The sequence below is a fragment of the Alteribacter natronophilus genome (assembly GCF_006007885.1).
GTDB classification, from domain to species: Bacteria; Bacillota; Bacilli; order Bacillales; family Salisediminibacteriaceae; genus Alteribacter; species Alteribacter natronophilus.
Window position 1 is genome coordinate 389,747 of the sequence record NZ_VCRO01000003.1, and the last position, 18,518, is coordinate 408,264.

The following is an 18,518-nucleotide window of genomic DNA, read 5'->3' on the forward strand; positions in this document are numbered from 1 at the left end:
AGTAGAATACCGGTTTTCTGCCGGTGCTATTCTGACGTGTCACTGAACAATCAGCCGGTTCCTGTGCGGAGCCTCTGCAATAAAGGAGACGTTTTTATGTTTTTAGCAATTATGATTGTCGTTTCTTTCGTTCTGTTCGTATACTTTAAAGTCCAGCAGACGAGATCCCGCGGCGTTATGGAAGGAAACTGGTATGCTTCCAAGGCAAGTATTGCAGTCGGTATTGCCATCGGCTCATTCGGCCTGAATGCCATGATTCTTTACGGAACGTCGATTTCAACAGCCGTAGGGGTTATTTTTATGATTTACGGCGGGATTAATGTCTTTTTCGGTATCCGTAACTACCGCGCGTTTCTCCCGGCAGCCCAGAAGGAAGCCGAAGCCATCCGGCAGCACGAGGAACAGCAGCAGCCAGCTAAATAAACACAAACATCCCGGCGCAGGTTTGTCCCTGCAGCCGGGATGTTTTTTTACAGGTGAAACGCGTTTGAGAGCTGATTCCGGCATTATTAAATCGGCTTTAGAGTCGTCAGTCGAATTGGCGTCGCTCATCCATTACCTCTCAAAATGCAGGCAGGATTCACCTACCGGTCAATCAGCTGGGCCATGAGCATTGCTTTTCCGACAATCTGGTTTTCGTGGTAGAGCTCCACATCCACTTTCCCCGATTTACGCCCCGCTTCAAGAACCTTCGGGTAAACCCGGATTTCACTGTCAATCTGAACGGGTTTAATAAAGAAAACGGTCATATTTTCGACGACGAGATCACCTTTTTTGTATTTTCGAAGGATCCGGCTCGCTGCCTCGGTTACGACTGTCGTGACAACCCCGTAAGAGACGGTTCCGAGATGATTCGTCATCTGCGGCGTAACATCCAGGCGGTAGACATACTCCTGAGAGGTGGAGATATCTTCAAAATGGCGGGTTACGAGATCCTCGATCGTTTCTCCCACCTGCGGCTGACGCTGAATCATCTGAAGGGCCTTCAGGACATCCTGGCGGCTGATGACACCCTGCAGCTTACGGTTGGCATCCGTTACAGGCAGGAGTTCAATGCCCTCCCACACCATCCGGTGGGCAGCTGAGGCAACGGAAGTCTGGGTTGTTACAGCGATCGGCTGCCGGGTCATCACTTTTTCAATTTCAATGAACTGACCTACGCCCATGACGTCTTTGGCCGTTACCATCCCCAGAAGTTTTCTGTCCTCTTCCTGGATGACAGGGTAGCGGCTGTGGCCTGTCCGTTTATTCAGTTCGTGCCATTTTTCAACCGTGTGGGCATCGGTCATCATGTACGTCTGGTCAAACGGTATGAGAATATCCTCAACCAGCAGAATTTCCTTTTTAATCAGCTGGTCGTAAATAGCCCTGTTGATCATCGCCGCCACGGTAAATGTATCGTAACTGGTGGACATGATGGGAAGTTCAAGTTCATCGGCCAGCGCCTTCACTTCGTCGTTCGTTTCAAATCCCCCGGTAATCAGAACTGCGGCACCTGATTCCAGGGCCATCCGGTGCACCTGCTCCCGGTTCCCTACTATGAGGAGGTTTTCCGGTTCCACGTAGCGCATCATCGCTTCAGCCTTCATGGCGCCGATGACAAACTTGCTGAGTGTCTTATACAGTCCGTTTCGGCCGCCGAGAACCTGCCCGTCCACGATGTTGATCACTTCTGCAAATGTCAGCTTTTCAATATTTTCCTTCTGTTTCTTTTCAATCCGGATCGTCCCTACCCGCTCAATAGTACTTACAATTCCCTGGTTTTCTGCATCCTTAATTGCCCGGTATGCCGTTCCCTCACTAACCTGGAGTGATTTGGCAATCTGACGGACCGAAATCTTGCTCCCTACGTCCAAAGAGAGTATATGCTGTAGAATCTGTTCATGTTTGGTCATCCCTTTTCCCACCTCAAAAGAGCTGTTCCACTCTTTTATTTAAACTGTACTAATACAAGTATACGTGGATAGGAAAAGGGTTTCAAGCTGATCAGTAGGTTTCCCGCACTTTTTTTCCTGCCCTGTTTCTCTTCCCTGTGTCTTCTATGTCCCCGTTTCCTTCGGTTCTGTTTTCCTTTTCCCGCTCAACAAGCCAGCCGTAGACGTTGCCCCCCAGTGCAAGCAGGGCAAAAGCAATCCAGCCGTATGCAAACCACGGACCAAGCCCTCCATCCGCCGTAAAAGGAAGACGGGGAAGCGCAAGGTAAATTAAAAGAAACACAAGGAGAATACACAAAAACAGTCGTGAGCTTTTCATTTTAGACCACCTCACTTGTAATGTATGACTTGTCCCCGTGTAAGAGAACTGCATGTTTTCCTTCCTGCCGGAGAGGAGTAAAAATGATCTCATCCACAGAAAGAAGCTGTTTTCGGAAAGATTGTTGTTTTATTCCGCTGCAGGCGGACGCTTTCACCACAGGCACAAGTACGACATCCGTTCATGCTTCACGGTGTCTTCTATGCCGCGGGCATCGCTTCAGCCTCCTGGGGAGTGCTTCTGCTTCTTCCTCTGCAAGGTAAGCTTCGAAGCTGTATGCGTCGAAGCAGCTCGAAGCAAACTCACGATGTAAACGCTCGTCCCTGCGGGGTCTTCTCCTGATGCTATTCCCGCCGGAGTCGCCGCCTTTCGCTGCATAATTAATTTGGTCAATAACAACAATCTACATGAACACAGCACAGAAAAAAGAACCCCCTGAAAGGAGGTTCTAACAGAAATTCTGCCTATGCCTATTTACAGTTCAATTTCATCGCCCGGCTTCATGACGACGCCCGATCCGCCTGAGAGCGATTCGGCAAATGAATCCGGATTCTGTTCAATAACCGGGAAAGTGTTGTAATGAACCGGAATAACCTTTTCTGCGCCGATCCACTTGGCAGCAACGGCAGCATCCTCAGGACCCATCGTGAAATTATCACCGATCGGAAGAAATGCTGCATCGATATTGTACATCTCACCGAGCAGTTTCATGTCGGAAAACAGTCCGGTGTCCCCTGCATGATATACTGTTTTTCCTTCTGCAAAAAACAGGATTCCCGCAGGCATGCCTGTATAAACGATCCGCTGACTTTCCTCTTCTGTATAAGCCGAACCGTGGAAAGCCTGGGTCAGCTTTACTTTGCCGAAATCAAATTCGTGTGCGCCTCCGATATGCATCGGATGGGTGTTTACTCCCTGCCACCCGAGATAGGTGGCAAGTTCAAACGGAGCGACGACCAGAGCATCGTTTCGCTTGGCGATTTCAACGGTGTCCCCGACATGATCATTATGGCCGTGTGTGAGAAGAATAACATCCGCTTTTACTGAATCAGCATCCAGATCCGTCGTTTCATTGCCATTAATAAATGGATCGATAAGAATCGTTTTGCCGCCTGTCTCAATCTTTACAATGGAATGTCCGTGGTATGACAGTTTCAAATCTCTCACTCCCTGACTTAGATTTTCAGACATCTACTTTAATACCCTGCCTGTCCGGCAATCATGCATCAGTTTTATGATAGAATGGATTCGGTGATAAGACAAGAATGTACAGGAGGGATTCACTTGTTGAGTAAACGACACGAAAAGATCAGAAAATGGATGGACGAAAATCAGGCGGATGTACTGTTTCTTCAGACACGGGCAAACGTCTTCTACACAACCGGGTTCGATACAGATCCTCACGAAAGGCTCGTGGGATCCTGCCTGTTCCGTGACGGTGACCCCCTTGTTATCTGTCCGGGAATGGAAGTAAACCAGGTAACAGATATCCTGAAAAACGGGGATACCGCAGGTTACAGTGATACAGACAACCCCTGGGAGCTGCTGAAAACAGAATGGACATCGCGCCAGGAGGACATTTCCGTCATTGCCGTTGAGAGAGGCATTTCATGGGAGCGGCTAAAGGAGCTGCAGCAGGTATTCCCTGAAGCTTCATTTATTGAAGCAGATCCTGTCATGGAACAGGCAAGGCTTCTGAAAAGTGAAGACGAAGTGGAACTGCTGAAAGAAGCTGCTGCCCTCGCCGATTTTGGAGTTGAAACAGGTGTCGCCAGCCTGAGGGAAGGCATTACGGAAATGGAAGTGCTTGCAGCTATTGAATACGAGCTCAAGAAAAAAGGCGTAAGGGAAATGGCATTTTCCACGATGGTTCTTTTCGGTGAAAAAGCCGGAGATCCTCACGGTAATCCGGGAACACGTAAACTTAAGAAAGGCGATGCTGTTCTGTTTGACCTCGGGGTCATCTGGAAAGGATACGCCTCTGATATTACCCGGACCGTCTTTTTCGACCATGTCAGTGACGATGACCGCGAGATTTACGAAACGGTTCTGCGGGCCCAGAAAGAAGCCCTCAGCCTCTGCCGTCCCGGCACTCCGATCGGGAAACTGGACAGGACCGCACGTGGGCTGATCAGTGACAAAGGGTTTGGTGATTATTTCCCTCACCGTCTTGGTCACGGGCTGGGGATTGAAGTACATGAATTCCCATCCATGCATGCCAAAAACGACGCACCTCTCCAGGAGGGTATGGCATTTACGATCGAACCGGGCATTTATATTCCCAACCAGGCCGGGGTTCGAATAGAAGACGACGTTTATATTACAAAAGACGGTTATGAAACTTTTACGACCTTTCCGAAAGAACTGCAGATTGTTTAATATGAGATAAAAAACTGAGGCTGGTTCCATCAGGGATGCAATTGTCCCCCGGAACCAGCCTCATTTCCTGTTTAAAAAGCTTTTATGAATCTTCGTTACGCCACCCCCACGTAAACAGGCAGCGGTCCCGGTCCAGCGCTTTTACGGTAAGTGAAGAGAGGTCACTCAAACCTGCCGACTTCACAACCTGCGCCAGAGACTCGGCTGAAGGATTTTCGGAAAGGGCCATTGCGGATACGAGCTGTGTAATTTCCTTTTCCGCCTCGGATCCTTTTATAATGGCTTCTCCTCTCTCAACTTCAAAGCGGTCGGGATTTATGTACTCCCATTCATACTCCACACCGTCTGAAACAGCAGTAATGGTGATCTCGCTGTACTGGAGCAGCTCATCCCCACCGGCAAAAACCGAAGGAGTCCAGCAGATGGATACAAGTAAAGCAGCAATCGTGATCAGCATTTTCATCTTATTCACCTCATTTGTCATTTTGAGGTGAAACGACTATTCTTATTCATCGGGCTTTCTATGTTTATGCAGAACGTCGATACCGCCTGTGACTTCAATGACGGTACCGGTAATCATGTCACTGTGATCGTCTGCCAGAAAAAGAACAGTCCGCGCAATGTCCTCACCTGTACCTGACCTGCCTACAGGCGTTCGCGGGTCGGGGTGTTTCCGTGATTCTTCTATCGATGCTTCTTTCATTGCACCCGTAATTTCCCCGGGGCAGACCATATTTGCGGTAATCCCGTATTCCGCCTCCTCGATAGAGAGCGTTTTAGTAAGTGAAACGAGCCCGGTCTTTGCAGCGGCGAAAGCTGACCGGTAAAGCCAGCCCGGTGCATGCTCCGAGCCCTGAAAACCATATGTAATAATTCTGCCGAAGCGCTGTTCGCGCATGTGCGGCACAATATCCTTGAGAAGATAAAAAGCGGACGTCAGATTCCCGCCAATCATAGCGTGCCATTCGTCCTCTGTATAGTCGATCAGTTTTTTCCGTTCGAAAATATAAGGGCCGGCATTGAGTACCAGTATGTCGACTTTTCCCCACCGTTCAAGTGTCTGAAGGGTCATTCTGTTCAGATCGTCTTTGGAAAGCAGGTCCCCCTGTACGAAATCAAAACGGCCTTCATAGTCGGAAAGATCGCGCTCAAGCTCAACAGCGGCTCCCTGGTCACTCCGGTAGTGGATTGTCACAGTGCAGCCTGCTCCGAGAAGCTTTTCTGTTACTTTTCTGCCAAGTCCCTTTGTTCCTGCTGTAACAAGTGCATGGCGCATGGATCCACTTTCCTTTCACAATTGGTACATCATATTATACTAAAGATTGAAGCAGAGTACACAGAGTAAGCCTGCTCCCACTTCCCGGCACAGAAAAAGCGCCACGGGAGAACACGTCCCGCCATGACGCCCTGTTCTTTTCAAAAATACTCTTGCCTGCTATTTGTTCCGCTTCTTCTTTTTCTTTTTCGTGGTTTTGCCTTCTTCCTGAACAAGCTCTTCCGCCACTTCCTCATTGAAGGTTTCATGGTCACGGGAGTGCTGATAATACGAGTCCAGTATCTGGTTATGAGTCGCCGCTTCTCCCTCGTTGTCATACAGTCCCGCAGACATCTTTGTTTTCTTTGGCATCTTTGCCACCTCCTTTTCCTCGTTTTAGTATCTGACACAAAATAGCCTTTTATGAGACAGCCTCAGGCGTTTTACACGGCAGATGCGGTGGAAAAAGAGTGGTATACTACCCTTTAAAGGAGGCGGTACCTGTGAGAGGCAGATACGAAAATATTCTGGTGGCTGTAGACGGATCGGATGAGGCAAAGCGCGCTATGAGGAAAGCAGCTGACATGGCTGCGGAGAATGGAAGCACCCTGTACATTGCCCATATTATCGATACGAGGACATTTGCTTCTGTGGAACATTATGACCGCACCATTGTCAAAGAAGCTGAGGACTACGCAAACGCCATGCTCAGGGAGTATCAGGAGAACGCCCTGGAAGCAGGTGTGGAAAACGTGAAGCTGCTCACCGATTACGGGTCGCCCAAGGTAAAAATCGCCAAAGATATAGCGTCAGACAACAGTATCGACCTGATTGTCACAGGCGCAACAGGGCTTAACGCGGTAGAGCGTTTTCTGATCGGGAGTGTCTCCGAATATATTACCCGGCACGCTTCGTGTGACGTTCTGATTGTCAGAAACGAACCGTCTGCACGGTAAACCGAGGTGCGAAGTATGAAAAACACTTTTAAATACGATTCAAGGCTTGGCATTCCCCTGCCTGTTCTGACTGAAAGCTGGGAAAACCTTGAGCCCGGGGAACAGGAGAGGATTCTCGGGGAATGGGAAACAATTCGTGGAAAAATCCCTTCAAGAGTGAAGGAAATTGAAATACAGATTGAAAAAAAACAGCAGTCTCTGGACGAAGAAGAAAATTTCGTGCAGAGCTGCCGCCTGAACAGTGAGATTGCAGATCTCGCTTCAATTATTAATGATCTTTGGATATGGTACCGCGAATCGAACGGACTTTCTGTACATTCACGTCTCCATGCGTAGTTTTTCGGTAAGGTGCCGCTTCTGGTAAAACTGATGAGCTGCTTCTGCAGTCTGTTTCGTGAACTGATAGTTGAATGCGGCACCTGCAAATATGCTGAAGAGGGGAACCCCCTGAACGATTTTTTTGCGGAGCACAGTGAGAACAAACAGCTTGGAAGCGTGCTGAAGCGGACGCTGCATCCAGGCGTCCGTTACAACGCTGTCCTCTCCGTCATAAAAGATCCAATCCTCGTCTGCACTGTCTGCTTCTGATTCAAGTTCGCTCCATGCTTCATACTGCAGATGTCTCGGCAGGGTAACAACGTGAAATACCTTCAGGACAAACATCATTTCATACGGTTTACGCATATCGTATCCGTACGTCATGGCAATCCGCTGAATCGTTCTCAGGTTTATGGCCAGAAGGAGGGGAAGATCGCTGAGGGTAAACAATGGCCCCCCCACTCCTGTCAGGCCCCCCTGGGCAAGGGAAACGAGCCGCTGTTTGGCAAGCTGCTTTCTCGCCATAAAACGAAGCTGATCAATTGAAAGCTTTTTCAGATCCCCTATGCCATTTATGTCGGAACGGAATACTCTCGCCTCTGTCAGAAGATGCTCCACTGTCTGTTTTTCGTAGCGCGTCTGCTGAAGGGCAGACTGCACATGAAAAAGAACATCATCCACAGCCTTCAGGACTTTTCCTTTCCATTTCCCTTCCATGGAACCATACACCTGATTCATCCACTTATGATATGTAAGCGTCAGGTCAGTTCCTGTTTCTTCAAAATAAGAATCTTCCCATGAGCGGATTTCGTCAAGAACCTGTTCTTCTCTCGTATTTCCCATTGTAGATCCCCCCATAGATTCACTCGGTTGTTTTCATTTTCCGTTTAAACATCGGATGATATTCCCATCCGCTTTCCGTTTCCCCATTAATCATCTGAATGGCATTGAGCCTGGCATCCAGTTCTTCGATGGAGCTGAAAAATACAGCTTCGGGAATCTTTCCTGAAATCGCACTTCCGAGGCCTTTGTCCGTATCGCCGTACTGGCTGAGAATACAGTGCTTTAGAGCAGTCAATTCTTCGTCCTGCAGGGAAATACCTGCTTCAAGCGCTGCTTCATTTATCATTTCCACGCTCATAACCAGGTGACCGACCAGTTCGCCTTCCTCCGTGTATTCGGGCGTAATCGGATCATTGATGGACCTTATTTTGCCAATGTCATGGAGGAGGCAGGTTGTAAGCAGCAGATCCTTATTCAGATGCGGGTATACAGCAAGAAGCTGTAACGTCGCGTGACAGAGCGACACAATATGTTCCAGTAAACCGGCATAGTAGGCGTGATGCATCACTTTTGAGGCCGGTATGGTCGTAAGCCGGTCCCTGACATCCTTGTTGCCAAAAAGCTTTCTGATTATGGAACCATAGGTGTCGTTTTGGACATCATCAATAATCATACGCAGGTCCTGCCACAGTTCTTCCCTTGGTGTGGAGGATTTCCGCACCAGGCTCTGAAGTTCGATGTTGTCTTCATCCGTGGCTATTCGCACACGATTGATCTGAAGCTGCTTTTTTCCCCTGAACAGCCGGACCTGTCCGTCAATCTTGAGGATTGTTTTCACGTGGACCGCCGATTTCTGCTGCTCGGTAATATCCCAGATTTTTGAAGGGATCGTGCCCGTGGCGTCTCCGAGAAGGAGATCCATGTATTCGTCACCGTTAACAGCCACGCGTACTTCCCTTTCTTTTACAAGGAAAAAGCCGACAAGTCGTTCCCCTTCCTTTACATTTGCGATCGTTTTCATTTATTGTCCCTCCCGGGGTTCGCACTCTCTGCCTTTTATTATACTATTTCACGGTAATTTAAAAAGTATTTACCATCATACTTAATGGGTGCTTCATCTTTCCCAATGAGGAGGATTCCTGATTCCGGACCGTAACCAGCAGCCCTATTTATTTTGGCTTACCTCTATACTGGATAAGAATTGAAAAGAGGCTACGCTTCACGCCTTACGCTCCCTTTCCGCGGCGGTGGCGCCGAGCCTCCTCGGCTTTGCCTGCGGGGTCTCTGCCGGCCCCCTCTGCCGCTGGAGTCCCGCTGCAGGCATCCAATCATGAAAAAAGAGTGCAAAAAAGACCGGAATGAGCTGCTCATTCCGGTCTTTTGCATCGTTATTTGGAGAGACGCATGGTGTCTCTTGCAATCATCACTTCTTCGTCTGTAGGGATTACGAGAACTTTTACAGGGGAGTGAGGGTAGTTGATGAACGCTTCCTCACCGCGGACTTTGTTCAGGGATGGATCCCAGTAGATCCCCATGAACTCGAGTCCTTCAAGAACAGCTGCGCGAATTGTATCACTGTTTTCCCCGATTCCGGCTGTGAAGATAACTGCATCAAGACCGTGCATACGTGCAGCGTAGGAGCCGATATATTTGTGAATACGGGATGTAAACACGTTCATGGCAAGCTCGGCACGATCGTTTCCTCCATTGGCGTTTTCCTCAATGTCACGAAGATCGCTCGAGAAACCGGATAGAGCGAGCATACCACTCTTCTTGTTAAGCACCTGAATGACTTCTTCGGCATCCATGCCTGTCTTATCCATGATATACGGAATAAGGGCCGGGTCAATGTTTCCTGAGCGTGTTCCCATCGTCACACCTGCAAGTGGTGTAAAGCCCATGGACGTATCAATGGACTTGCCGCCATCAATCGCAGCGATACTGGCTCCGTTTCCAAGGTGGCAGGAAATAAGGCGCAGCTGATCCAGCGGGCGTCCGAGAATTTCTGCTGCACGTTCAGATACGTACTTGTGGCTTGTACCATGGAAACCGTACTTACGAATGCCGTACTGTTCGTAGTACTCATATGGAAGACTGTACAAATAGGACTGTTTCGGCATTGTCTGGTGGAAAGCCGTATCGAATACAGCAACCGCCGGAACATTCGGAAGTACCTCACGGAACGCACGGATTCCCACAAGGTTTGCCGGATTGTGCAGGGGTGCAAGTTCGGAAACTTCCTCAATTCCCTTAATTACGTCTTCTGTAATCAGAACGGAATCGTTAAACTTTTCCCCTCCGTGTACCACGCGGTGGCCAATCCCTTCAATCTCATCAAGAGACTCGATAATGCCGAAGGATGTCAGCTTATCAAGAAGTATTTTTACAGCCTTTGCGTGATCTTCGATATCGAGGATATCTTTTTTCTTCTCTCCATTCACTTCAATAGTGAAAATCGATTCGTTCAGGCCAATCCGCTCGACGACCCCTTTAGTCATCACTGTTTCATCTGGCATTTCGAGAAGCTGAAATTTCAGAGATGAGCTTCCCGCATTTATCGCAATAATTTTGGACATGTTCAATCCGCTCCTTCAAGAGTTTACCTTCGTTCTGCTTACAGAAGGGAAGAGCTTCCCCTTAATCTGTATCTGTCTAAAAATGCCGTTGTACTAATAATAACAACACATATTAAACCACTTCAAATCAGATAATGCAATACCTGTTACATATCTTTCACACTCACGACTATAACACAGAATATTAATTTTGAAGCAGTTTCGCACACCTTTACTGTTTCCAACCGCATACATTAATATGAAGGCTTACTCTTTTGCCACTATTCCTGGCTCAGGTGGGATTCAAACCAGTCGTCGATTCGTTTCACCATATCCGCCAGAGCCTGTTTATTCGTAAATGAAGGAAGCTCTGCGAGAAGTGCCTGGCGGGGTGCTTCGATCCCCTCTCCTTTTCTGCGGACGACAAAAATACTTTTTGCCTGCTGCTGGTGTTTGAACATGGACTTCGGGAGCTGAAGAAGGGAGTAAATGACCGCTTCCTTCTTCAGATACTCATGAAGGGCACCGGCTTCGTCGCTTTCAAACAGGAAGTTCGGCACCAGGAAGATCATAAAGCCGCCCGGCTTCACGTGTTTCAGGCTCTGTTCAATAAGCAGGTGATGAACGTAGGAATGACCCTCACTGCTTTTCAGTTCAAACTCCCCTGCAGTCCGGTCGTCAGGGTAGTATCCTACAGGGAGGTCGGAGACAACGAGATCTACGTTGCTGACGTAAGGTGCAGCGACGCTGTCCTGGTGAAACAGATCCACGTTGTGTTTCTGCAGATTCGCATTAACATAGGCAAGCTTGATGAGTGTTTCATCTGCATCACCACCAACCGCATGGAACTCCCTGCGGGCCTGGTTCATCACGGCTGTAAGAAGATTTGCCGATCCAACAGCCGGATCAAGTATTACCTGCGTTTTCTTTTCATTGCGAAGGACAAGCTCGGCGAGATGGCCGGCAAACAGGGAAACAGCGTCCGGGGTCATGGCGTGGTTCGGCTGTGTTGCTTCCTTCATTCCCTTTAATACCGCCAGCTGAAAAGCTTTACGGATTTCTTCTGCCTTCAGGTTTTCAAGGTCCGGTACAGACTGAATGAGGGCTTCGAACTCCTCCTGGGCTTTTCCCTCCAGTTTCAGGGTGCTTTCCCCCTGAAGAATCGATTCCCCACTCTCGGCGAGGGCATCAAGATAAAGAAGATCGGTGTTTTTCTGTATTTTCTCAGCTGCCAGATCCAGCGCTGTATAAAGTTTCTCTGTATTTGTTTCAGTGTTCATCACGATTCACTCCTATCCAATTTACATCTTTGCCATCTAATCAGTTTACCAGACCACCGGAATGGTGCAAATGATCTTAATTCTGCAGGGAAAGCTGATTAGATACGCTCTTTTCGTAAAGATTGCTGTTCTTACCAGGAAATTATGTGAAGCGAAATGCGGCGACTCCGGCGGGAAGAGCAGGAGCAGAAGACCCCGCAGGGACGAGCGTTTACATCGTGAGTTCGCTTCGAGTTGCTTCGACGCAGACGCTTCAGAGCGATTCGGGCAGAGGAAGAAGCATGATTACTACTCTGGAGGCTGAAGCCCTGCCCGCGGCATAGAAGACACCGTGAAGCAGGAACGGATGTCGCACTTGTGCCTGTGGTGAAAGCGTCCGCCTGCAGCGGAATAAAACAACAATCTTTCCGAAAACATCTTTCCAAAAAAATCGTAAAAAAAAGACAGCTGATTCAGCTGCCTTTTTCATGAGAAGTTGTACGGCCTGGTTTACTGTGCATTCCTTGCTGCTTCGAGAGCCGCCTCGTAATCAACATGGTTCGTTACTTCGGAGACATACTCCACATACGTAACCTTGTCATTGCTGTCCACTACAAAAATCGCCCGTGAGAGCAGACGCAGTTCTTCGATGACAAGACCGAATTTTTTACCAAAATCCAGATCGCGATGATCGGAAAGCACCTGAATATTCTCGATTCCTTCTGCAGCACACCAGCGGCGCTGTGCAAACGGCAGGTCTGCACTGATCGTAAGAATTTCAACATTGTCGAGCTTGGCTGCTTCTTCGTTGAAACGACGGGTCTGCTGTTCACAGACGCCTGTATCGATGGAAGGAACGACACTGATGAGGCGAACCTTGCCATTACTGTCCGAGAGCTTCACTTCTGAAAGATCATTGGCAAGTACAGTAAAGTCAGGAGCCTGATCACCTTCCCCGAGCTGATTTCCCGCGAGTGTCACCGGCTTTTCCTTAAATGTTACATTTGCCATAACTGAACTCCTCCTCTTTTATCCCTTAATGTTGTTCCATCTTTAAAATAACACACCTGCCATGCTGATAAACAGTAAGAAGCCCCTGTCAGGAAGACAGGAGCTCCTAAGTGTTCTAGAAATCCAGGGAGTCACCGCTCTGATTGAATTTCTGCTGTGGCGTCTGCTGCTGTGAAGCAGACTTTTGATTTTTCTGATTCTGCTGAAGCATCTGCTGAATTTTATCAACGACCTGCGGAGCAAATTCAAGCATTTTTTCATAAAGATGTGTGCTCTGATCCAGGTGAACCATCTTCACACCCTGATGATTAACAACAAGGAATGCGATCGGTGTAATGGAAACTCCACCCCCGCTACCACCGCCAAAAGGATGTTTTTCCTCATGTTCGCCATGGGCGCCTCGTGTTTCAACAATAAACTCACTTCCTCCGGCTGCAAAACCAAAGCCCACTTTACTTACGGGCATAATGACGCCACCGTCGGGCGTCTCAACCGGATCACCGACAATCGTGTTCACATCCACCATTTCTTTCAGGTTTTCCATGGCTGTTTTCATCAGCCCCTGAATTGGATGATCAGACATTCAAATCCCTCCTCTGATCTTTAGACTGCTTTGGAAAATAGGGTTTCCCCTTACGCCAGTGCCTAATGACTTTAATGGCCGCGAGCATAGCATGTCCGATTCTGAAGGAAATAATGCATAGAAAATCCGTTCTCGAAACTGCCATATTATACACAGGCTGCACCTGCAGGTCCGGCAGGCATTTAATCCTCATATAATTACCGATCAGCCCCGTCACCTGCCCCTTCACTGTCCAGACAATTCCGCTTAAACTTCCCGAAAGAGCCGCGTCCGAAGTTCCCACAACCGACTTCCATACAAGCTTTTTCACCTGCACTCTCGAGAAAAAATGCCTGACGATCGTATGGAAACCAAAGACGTGTTTGAGAAACCTCCTCAACTGCCTGATGTCAAAAATGACATCATGAAGGGAGATCTTTTCCTTTATTTCCTTCTCTGTTCCGGAGGCAGTGGAGCTTTTCTTTTCCTCCACTGCAATTGTTGGTGTTTCTTCATCAATCTCAATGACCGGAATCCGGTATGTATATCGCAGGATGCCCCAGAGCACCCCTTTAACTTTCAGCTCGTCATTATCGCCGTCGTGAAAGTAGGCAATGTGAACGGTTATCCTGGAAATCATAAGTATGAAAATAAACACTGCAAGAAAAATAAGTATCCCCGCTACCCAGATCAAAAGGCACACCTCCTCATCTGTCAGTATTGTCCCAGCTCAAAAAAATAAACCTGCCCGGTATGGGCAGGCTTATTTTTTTTATTTTTTCAGTGAACGTTTTTTTCTCGGTTCCAGCACAACAGCGGTATCTGCAAATTTATCGTGAATTCCCTGCTTGCGCGAGTCGAAGGCCACGACAAGGTAAAGAGCATTCGTAATGATCAGGGACTGATGGATAGAGCGGCCGAACACTTCCCGGATTATAACGTCTCCCCAGGTAAGAGTTTCCCTCTTCACACTGACAACCCGCATACCCAGAATCATCTTTCCGAGGGTCTGCCTGTAAAACTTCGTCATCAGAACGAAGTACACGAAGCCGGTCAGTGCACCGAGGAATCCTGCGAGACTGTAAATGCCAAGGGTGGCGTTCTGAATCCCCGCGAGACGGAGGAGACTTCCTGCAATCACTCCGCTCAGGCTCGATACAAGAATGACGTCGATTGTATATGCCCAAAAGCGCATCCAGAACCCGCCAAGGACGTATTCTTCACTGCGAGTGTCTTCAGAAGTCCGGGCCACCGCTGCTTCATGATCGTAATCATCACTGATTTTCTGTTCGTCAATTTCCTCATGATTTTCATATGAACTCATCTGCGCCACCTCACTCCGAGTACAGATACATCAGCCGCGGAGCGTGGGACTGATGAATCATTTCCTTCATTGTGTATAGTGAAAGAGGGTCTCCTGCAAAGTGATTCGCCGTTGCGCCCATAAACGAGCCAAACCCGAAAGGCTGACGATATTCTACAACGTCGATGTTCCCTTTTCCGATATCCTCTCTGAAATCGTCAATCACGTCACTCAGATCGCCGAGACCATCGACCAGGCCGGCTTCATAAGCCTGATTTCCTGTATAGATTCTTCCATCGGCCAGTTCCAGCACGTCATCACGATTCATATCACGGCCTTCAACGATAATATCAACAAAACGCTCATACGATTCATCGATCATGGACTGAAGTATCTCTCTCTCATCTTCAGTCATATCCCTTGTAACGGACATAATGTCCTTGTAAGGGCCACTTTTGATCACTTCCTGACTGATCCCGAGATCCTCGGCCAGCTCCGCTACGTTCAGTGACTGCATGATGACACCGATTGAACCTGTAATTGTCTGCGGGTGAGCGTACACCTGCGCAGCCGGAGCTGCTATGTAGTATCCACCGGAAGCAGCCATGCTCGCCATGCTGATGTAAACAGGTTTACCCGACTCTTCCTGAATTTCGATAATCTTGTCGTGAATCTGATCACTTTCCATCACGCCGCCGCCCGGAGTATTCACACTGATAATGATGCCGTCAACAGAATTATCATCTGCCGCAGCGTCAAGCTGCTTTAGGAAACGTCTATGGTTATAGGCTCCGGATTCAAACAGGGACGGTGTGTCATAGCTGCTCTGAATAACACCGTTCAGATGAATGACAACAATTTTACCGCGGCCGTTTCCGTCTTCAAGCACGTGTTCATCCACGACCTGCTCATCGGCTTCGAAGAAATCATCCAGATCAAATGTGATCGCATTCACCGCCAGGCTGAATAAACTTGCCACTGTGAATAAAGCTGCAGCCAGGCCGACTGCAAGCCACCGTTTTCCATTCATAATAGCTCGACCTCCATAAAAATATGTATTTTTTTGTCCCATTACTGCGACTTTCATCGCTTAACGGGCAGGATTAAAGATACTGATCACGAATTATGATAATGACAGGGCTGTAATTTAAAACTCTGCAAATACTGACTTAGAGTACACAATGAAAGGAAGAGCAGACATGACAGACAGAAAAAACGTATACCTTCATTATGTTGAACCGCAAGCTGATCCGGAAAAAGTGGATCAGCTGCTGGCACTCGGAAAACAATACGGCTTCAATCTCGTCGAACGGGTCGAGGATGCAAACATCATCGCCAGTATCGGAGGGGATGGAAGTTTCCTTCAGTCTCTTCGCCGAACCGATTTTCAGGAGGACTGCCTGTACCTCTCAATCAATGACGGCCACCTCGGTTTTTATGCGGACTTCGATCTCGAGGAACTGGACCGCGTCGAGGAAGCCATGAAAACCGACATGATTGAGGTACTCAAGTACCCGGTTCTCGAGGTATCAGCGGACGGGCAGAAGCCTTTCTACTGCCTGAACGAATGTTCAATCCGCTCCAATGTAATTAAAACGTTTGTTGTTGACGTCTATATAGATGATCTTCACTTTGAAACGTTCCGGGGGGACGGACTGGTCATTTCCACCCCAACAGGAAGTACAGCCTACAACCGCTCCCTGAAAGGTGCAGTAGTCGATCCGCGCCTTCCTGCCATGCAGCTGACCGAAATTGCCTCTCTTAACAATAACGCCTACCGTACACTCGGATCGCCTCTTCTTCTCAGCGGGGACCGGGAACTCGTCCTTAAAGTCGTACAGGACGGGAACGACTACCCGATCATGGGAGCGGACAATGAGGCACTGAGCATCCGTCACAGTAAGGAAATCCGGATCAAAGTAGCCGATCGTCACGTTAAGATGCTCAAGCTGAAAGATAATACGTTCCTCCATAAAGTAAAGCGGAGTTTTCTTTAAGTAACGGCACGGGAGCATAGGCTTCCGTGCTTTATTTCTGTCTGCTCCTGTTTGCGCCGGATAAAAGCTGCGCTCCATACCTTACGCTCACTTTCTGCAATAATGCCAGTGGCCTTAACTTCTTTTGTCGTACATAATTGACTCGTCAACAACCGTCATCGTAACTTTGCAGTCGAGCCATTCGTCAGGTTCAAGTTCGAAAAGATCACGGTCGAAAACAGTAAAGTCCGCCGTATACCCTTCTTTAATAAGGCCCCGTTCCTGTTCCTTGACGATGGCTGATGCACTGCCCGTAGTAAACAGGCGCAGCGCCTCAAAGAGCGTCAGTTTCTCATCCGGCAGATATCCGCTGTGAGATTCACCGGGCTTTCTCCTCGTTACTGCCGCATGAATACCGAGCAGGGGATCCGGCGGTTCAATCGGAGCATCCGATCCCCCCGCACAGGCTATCCCCATATTCATATAGGTTTTCCACGCAAAGGAATGAGAAAGCCGGTCTTTTCCAAGCCGCTGTTCCACCCACGGAAAATCCGATGCAACAAAGCGGGGCTGAATATCCAGTACAACAGGAAGCTTCTGCAGCCGGTCCAGCAGATCCGGTGCCGTCACCTGAAGATGAATAAGCCTGTCCCTCATTCCTTCAGGAGGCGGGTGGGCCTCAAGTGCATCCACAGCATACTCGAGTGCAAGGTCGCCAATCGTGTGAATAGCCACAGGCATGACCAGTTCCCGTGCTGTGGCAACGATTTTAATAAGATCCTCCCGCTGATGAATGGACACTCCGTTAGTGGAAGGATCATCAGAATAGGGGTCTCTGAGAAGTGCAGTTCTTCCTCCCAGTGCTCCGTCACCAAATATTTTCACCGCGCCAAGTTCCAGTGTCCGGTTCAGCTGACCTGTCTGGTAGCCTGCCTCACGGAGAGGACGGGCCACTTCATGGTGAACAAGAAGATTTGCCCGGAATTTTCTTTTCTCACCGTCAATCACATTCTCAAATACTTTCAGCGTCAGAATGTGATCCCCATAATAGTTCAGGTCTTCGGTGTGGGCTCCGGTAAACCCTTTCTCCCACAGGTCTTCAAGGGATGTAAGAAGTGCTTTCTCAAGATACTCACCGTCAATTGAAGGCATAACATGACGAATATAGTCCTGCGCCTGATCATGCAGATAACCGGTTGGAACACCGTTATTATCTTTTTCTATTTTGCCTCCAGGAGGATCCGGTACAGCTGCATCAATCCCGCCAAGTTCCAGCGCGTATGTATTTACGAGCATGGCATGCCGGCACACCCTGGAAACCACCACCGGGTGTTCGGAAGTCACTCTGTCCAGTTCCCTTCTGTGCGGTACGGCAGCGGGTGTAAACAGGTTTTCATTGAATCCATCCGCTATCAGCCATTTACCGTCAGGAAGCCGGGAGGCGCTTTCCTTTAAAAGCGACATCATTTTATCCACACTGGTCACTTCCGATAAATCCAGGCGCTGAATTTTTTCACCGTGGCCGATCATATGAAGGTGACTGTCTGTAAAGCCCGGGTACATAGTTCCCCCGTACAGGTTTTCTTCCCGGGTAATCCTGTTTCTATATTCATCACGAAGAGCTTCCTCGCTGCCCGTGGCGACGATTTTTCCTTTCTCTGTAAACACAGCATTAAAGGAGGCCTCTTCTGTATCAAGCGGCCTTACCGTGCCGCCAAACCAAAGTGTTCCCATAAGGACCCTCTCTCCTCTTTTATCAAAATTCAGGTAATACCACCGGCTTTTAATACCGGTGAAATTCCAGTGTCTGCCTGTTCATTTTACTCCTCATACCCGTGAAAATCAAAATCCTGCAGTCTGAAAAACCCAAAAACTTCTACCAGCCCTGCAATCTTTACAAAAACAGCC

The 18,518-nt window shown here is 48.5% G+C and carries 21 protein-coding genes; 5 read left to right on the forward strand and 16 right to left on the reverse strand.

Going from position 1 to position 18,518, the window contains the following annotated elements; translation table 11 throughout:
- The first annotated feature begins 96 nt into the window (after nucleotides 1-96).
- Complete coding sequence (locus FGB90_RS11850; protein ID WP_138811048.1) at nucleotides 97-423, forward strand: YtpI family protein; 327 nt, start codon at nucleotides 97-99, stop codon at nucleotides 421-423.
- Between the two features lie 161 nt (nucleotides 424-584).
- On the opposite strand, the gene FGB90_RS11855 is transcribed toward FGB90_RS11850, so the two are convergent.
- From FGB90_RS11855 to FGB90_RS11865, 3 genes are all read right to left on the reverse strand, one after another.
- A complete protein-coding gene (locus FGB90_RS11855) occupies nucleotides 585-1,895 on the reverse strand; it encodes a DRTGG domain-containing protein (RefSeq protein WP_138811049.1) in 1,311 nt (436 codons plus the stop codon).
- A 91-nt stretch (nucleotides 1,896-1,986) separates the two neighbouring features.
- The gene (locus FGB90_RS11860; protein WP_138811050.1) at nucleotides 1,987-2,253 is read right to left on the reverse strand and encodes a hypothetical protein; all 267 of its coding nucleotides are present in this window, start codon (nucleotides 2,251-2,253) and stop codon (nucleotides 1,987-1,989) included.
- 474 nt (nucleotides 2,254-2,727) lie between these two features.
- Entirely contained in the window at nucleotides 2,728-3,411 is a 684-nt protein-coding gene (locus FGB90_RS11865) for a metal-dependent hydrolase (protein ID WP_138811051.1), read from the reverse strand.
- Nucleotides 3,412-3,540: 129 nt separating this feature from the next.
- On the opposite strand from FGB90_RS11865, the gene FGB90_RS11870 reads away from it, so the two are divergent.
- Nucleotides 3,541-4,632 (forward strand): M24 family metallopeptidase, encoded by a 1,092-nt coding sequence (locus FGB90_RS11870; protein WP_281280048.1) that lies wholly within the window; start codon nucleotides 3,541-3,543, stop codon nucleotides 4,630-4,632.
- An 82-nt stretch (nucleotides 4,633-4,714) separates the two neighbouring features.
- On the opposite strand, the gene FGB90_RS11875 is transcribed toward FGB90_RS11870, so the two are convergent.
- The 3 genes from FGB90_RS11875 to FGB90_RS11885 form a co-directional block, all read right to left on the reverse strand.
- On the reverse strand, nucleotides 4,715-5,095 hold the full coding sequence (locus FGB90_RS11875) for a hypothetical protein (RefSeq protein WP_138811053.1): 381 nt from the start codon (nucleotides 5,093-5,095) through the stop codon (nucleotides 4,715-4,717).
- A 42-nt stretch (nucleotides 5,096-5,137) separates the two neighbouring features.
- A complete protein-coding gene (locus tag FGB90_RS11880; protein ID WP_138811054.1) occupies nucleotides 5,138-5,908 on the reverse strand; it encodes an SDR family oxidoreductase in 771 nt (256 codons plus the stop codon).
- Between the two features lie 159 nt (nucleotides 5,909-6,067).
- Nucleotides 6,068-6,259, reverse strand: coding sequence for a hypothetical protein (locus FGB90_RS11885; protein ID WP_138811055.1), 192 nt, complete (start codon nucleotides 6,257-6,259; stop codon nucleotides 6,068-6,070).
- 131 nt (nucleotides 6,260-6,390) lie between these two features.
- Between FGB90_RS11885 and FGB90_RS11890 the strand changes: the two genes are divergently transcribed.
- Nucleotides 6,391-6,843 carry a universal stress protein gene (locus tag FGB90_RS11890; RefSeq protein WP_138811056.1) on the forward strand — a complete coding sequence of 151 codons (453 nt, stop codon included), beginning with the start codon at nucleotides 6,391-6,393 and terminating at the stop codon, nucleotides 6,841-6,843.
- A gap of 15 nt (nucleotides 6,844-6,858) precedes the next feature.
- Complete coding sequence (locus FGB90_RS11895) at nucleotides 6,859-7,179, forward strand: hypothetical protein (protein ID WP_138811057.1); 321 nt, start codon at nucleotides 6,859-6,861, stop codon at nucleotides 7,177-7,179.
- Here the strand turns inward: FGB90_RS11895 and FGB90_RS11900 are convergent.
- The 9 genes from FGB90_RS11900 to sppA all read right to left on the reverse strand — a co-directional run bounded on the left by FGB90_RS11900 (nucleotide 7,162) and on the right by sppA (nucleotide 15,664).
- Entirely contained in the window at nucleotides 7,162-8,004 is an 843-nt protein-coding gene (locus FGB90_RS11900; protein ID WP_171051801.1) for an EcsC family protein, read from the reverse strand. The two genes, FGB90_RS11895 and FGB90_RS11900, sit on opposite strands and share 18 nt — an antisense overlap.
- A gap of 19 nt (nucleotides 8,005-8,023) precedes the next feature.
- The gene (locus FGB90_RS11905) at nucleotides 8,024-8,965 is read right to left on the reverse strand and encodes a 3'-5' exoribonuclease YhaM family protein (protein ID WP_138811059.1); all 942 of its coding nucleotides are present in this window, start codon (nucleotides 8,963-8,965) and stop codon (nucleotides 8,024-8,026) included.
- 367 nt (nucleotides 8,966-9,332) lie between these two features.
- Nucleotides 9,333-10,520 carry an acetate kinase gene (locus FGB90_RS11910; protein ID WP_138811060.1) on the reverse strand — a complete coding sequence of 396 codons (1,188 nt, stop codon included), beginning with the start codon at nucleotides 10,518-10,520 and terminating at the stop codon, nucleotides 9,333-9,335.
- A gap of 260 nt (nucleotides 10,521-10,780) precedes the next feature.
- Nucleotides 10,781-11,779 carry a class I SAM-dependent methyltransferase gene (locus FGB90_RS11915; RefSeq protein ID WP_138811061.1) on the reverse strand — a complete coding sequence of 333 codons (999 nt, stop codon included), beginning with the start codon at nucleotides 11,777-11,779 and terminating at the stop codon, nucleotides 10,781-10,783.
- Between the two features lie 489 nt (nucleotides 11,780-12,268).
- A complete protein-coding gene (tpx, locus tag FGB90_RS11920) occupies nucleotides 12,269-12,769 on the reverse strand; it encodes a thiol peroxidase (protein ID WP_138811062.1) in 501 nt (166 codons plus the stop codon).
- A gap of 115 nt (nucleotides 12,770-12,884) precedes the next feature.
- Entirely contained in the window at nucleotides 12,885-13,352 is a 468-nt protein-coding gene (gene ytfJ / locus FGB90_RS11925; protein WP_138811063.1) for a GerW family sporulation protein, read from the reverse strand.
- Nucleotides 13,345-14,025, reverse strand: a complete 681-nt coding sequence (locus FGB90_RS11930; protein WP_138811064.1) for a DUF2953 domain-containing protein — start codon at nucleotides 14,023-14,025, stop codon at nucleotides 13,345-13,347. The genes ytfJ and FGB90_RS11930 overlap by 8 nt, the downstream gene beginning before the upstream one ends.
- Before the next feature lie 78 nt (nucleotides 14,026-14,103).
- A complete protein-coding gene (locus tag FGB90_RS11935; protein ID WP_138811065.1) occupies nucleotides 14,104-14,655 on the reverse strand; it encodes an RDD family protein in 552 nt (183 codons plus the stop codon).
- Between the two features lie 10 nt (nucleotides 14,656-14,665).
- Nucleotides 14,666-15,664: a signal peptide peptidase SppA gene (gene sppA / locus FGB90_RS11940; RefSeq protein WP_138811066.1), complete on the reverse strand. Its 999-nt coding sequence runs from the start codon at nucleotides 15,662-15,664 to the stop codon at nucleotides 14,666-14,668.
- A 169-nt stretch (nucleotides 15,665-15,833) separates the two neighbouring features.
- On the opposite strand from sppA, the gene FGB90_RS11945 reads away from it, so the two are divergent.
- Nucleotides 15,834-16,631 (forward strand): NAD kinase, encoded by a 798-nt coding sequence (locus FGB90_RS11945; protein ID WP_138811067.1) that lies wholly within the window; start codon nucleotides 15,834-15,836, stop codon nucleotides 16,629-16,631.
- Between the two features lie 114 nt (nucleotides 16,632-16,745).
- On the opposite strand, the gene FGB90_RS11950 is transcribed toward FGB90_RS11945, so the two are convergent.
- Nucleotides 16,746-18,344 carry an amidohydrolase gene (locus tag FGB90_RS11950; RefSeq protein ID WP_138811068.1) on the reverse strand — a complete coding sequence of 533 codons (1,599 nt, stop codon included), beginning with the start codon at nucleotides 18,342-18,344 and terminating at the stop codon, nucleotides 16,746-16,748.
- Nucleotides 18,345-18,518 lie beyond the last annotated feature (174 nt).

What these genes read in the sequence shown, in the direction of transcription:
- FGB90_RS11850 (WP_138811048.1), top strand. Translation starts at nt 97, where the DNA reads ATGTTTTTAGCAATTATGATTGTCGTTTCTTTCGTTCTGTTCGTATAC.
- FGB90_RS11855 (WP_138811049.1), bottom strand. Translation starts at nt 1,895, where the DNA reads ATGACCAAACATGAACAGATTCTACAGCATATACTCTCTTTGGACGTA.
- FGB90_RS11860 (WP_138811050.1), bottom strand. Translation starts at nt 2,253, where the DNA reads ATGAAAAGCTCACGACTGTTTTTGTGTATTCTCCTTGTGTTTCTTTTA.
- FGB90_RS11875 (WP_138811053.1), bottom strand. Translation starts at nt 5,095, where the DNA reads ATGAAAATGCTGATCACGATTGCTGCTTTACTTGTATCCATCTGCTGG.
- FGB90_RS11880 (WP_138811054.1), bottom strand. Translation starts at nt 5,908, where the DNA reads ATGCGCCATGCACTTGTTACAGCAGGAACAAAGGGACTTGGCAGAAAA.
- FGB90_RS11885 (WP_138811055.1), bottom strand. Translation starts at nt 6,259, where the DNA reads ATGCCAAAGAAAACAAAGATGTCTGCGGGACTGTATGACAACGAGGGA.
- FGB90_RS11895 (WP_138811057.1), top strand. Translation starts at nt 6,859, where the DNA reads ATGAAAAACACTTTTAAATACGATTCAAGGCTTGGCATTCCCCTGCCT.
- FGB90_RS11900 (WP_171051801.1), bottom strand. Translation starts at nt 8,004, where the DNA reads ATGGGAAATACGAGAGAAGAACAGGTTCTTGACGAAATCCGCTCATGG.
- FGB90_RS11905 (WP_138811059.1), bottom strand. Translation starts at nt 8,965, where the DNA reads ATGAAAACGATCGCAAATGTAAAGGAAGGGGAACGACTTGTCGGCTTT.
- FGB90_RS11910 (WP_138811060.1), bottom strand. Translation starts at nt 10,520, where the DNA reads ATGTCCAAAATTATTGCGATAAATGCGGGAAGCTCATCTCTGAAATTT.
- FGB90_RS11915 (WP_138811061.1), bottom strand. Translation starts at nt 11,779, where the DNA reads ATGAACACTGAAACAAATACAGAGAAACTTTATACAGCGCTGGATCTG.
- tpx (WP_138811062.1), bottom strand. Translation starts at nt 12,769, where the DNA reads ATGGCAAATGTAACATTTAAGGAAAAGCCGGTGACACTCGCGGGAAAT.
- ytfJ (WP_138811063.1), bottom strand. Translation starts at nt 13,352, where the DNA reads ATGTCTGATCATCCAATTCAGGGGCTGATGAAAACAGCCATGGAAAAC.
- FGB90_RS11935 (WP_138811065.1), bottom strand. Translation starts at nt 14,655, where the DNA reads ATGAGTTCATATGAAAATCATGAGGAAATTGACGAACAGAAAATCAGT.
- sppA (WP_138811066.1), bottom strand. Translation starts at nt 15,664, where the DNA reads ATGAATGGAAAACGGTGGCTTGCAGTCGGCCTGGCTGCAGCTTTATTC.
- FGB90_RS11945 (WP_138811067.1), top strand. Translation starts at nt 15,834, where the DNA reads ATGACAGACAGAAAAAACGTATACCTTCATTATGTTGAACCGCAAGCT.
- FGB90_RS11950 (WP_138811068.1), bottom strand. Translation starts at nt 18,344, where the DNA reads ATGGGAACACTTTGGTTTGGCGGCACGGTAAGGCCGCTTGATACAGAA.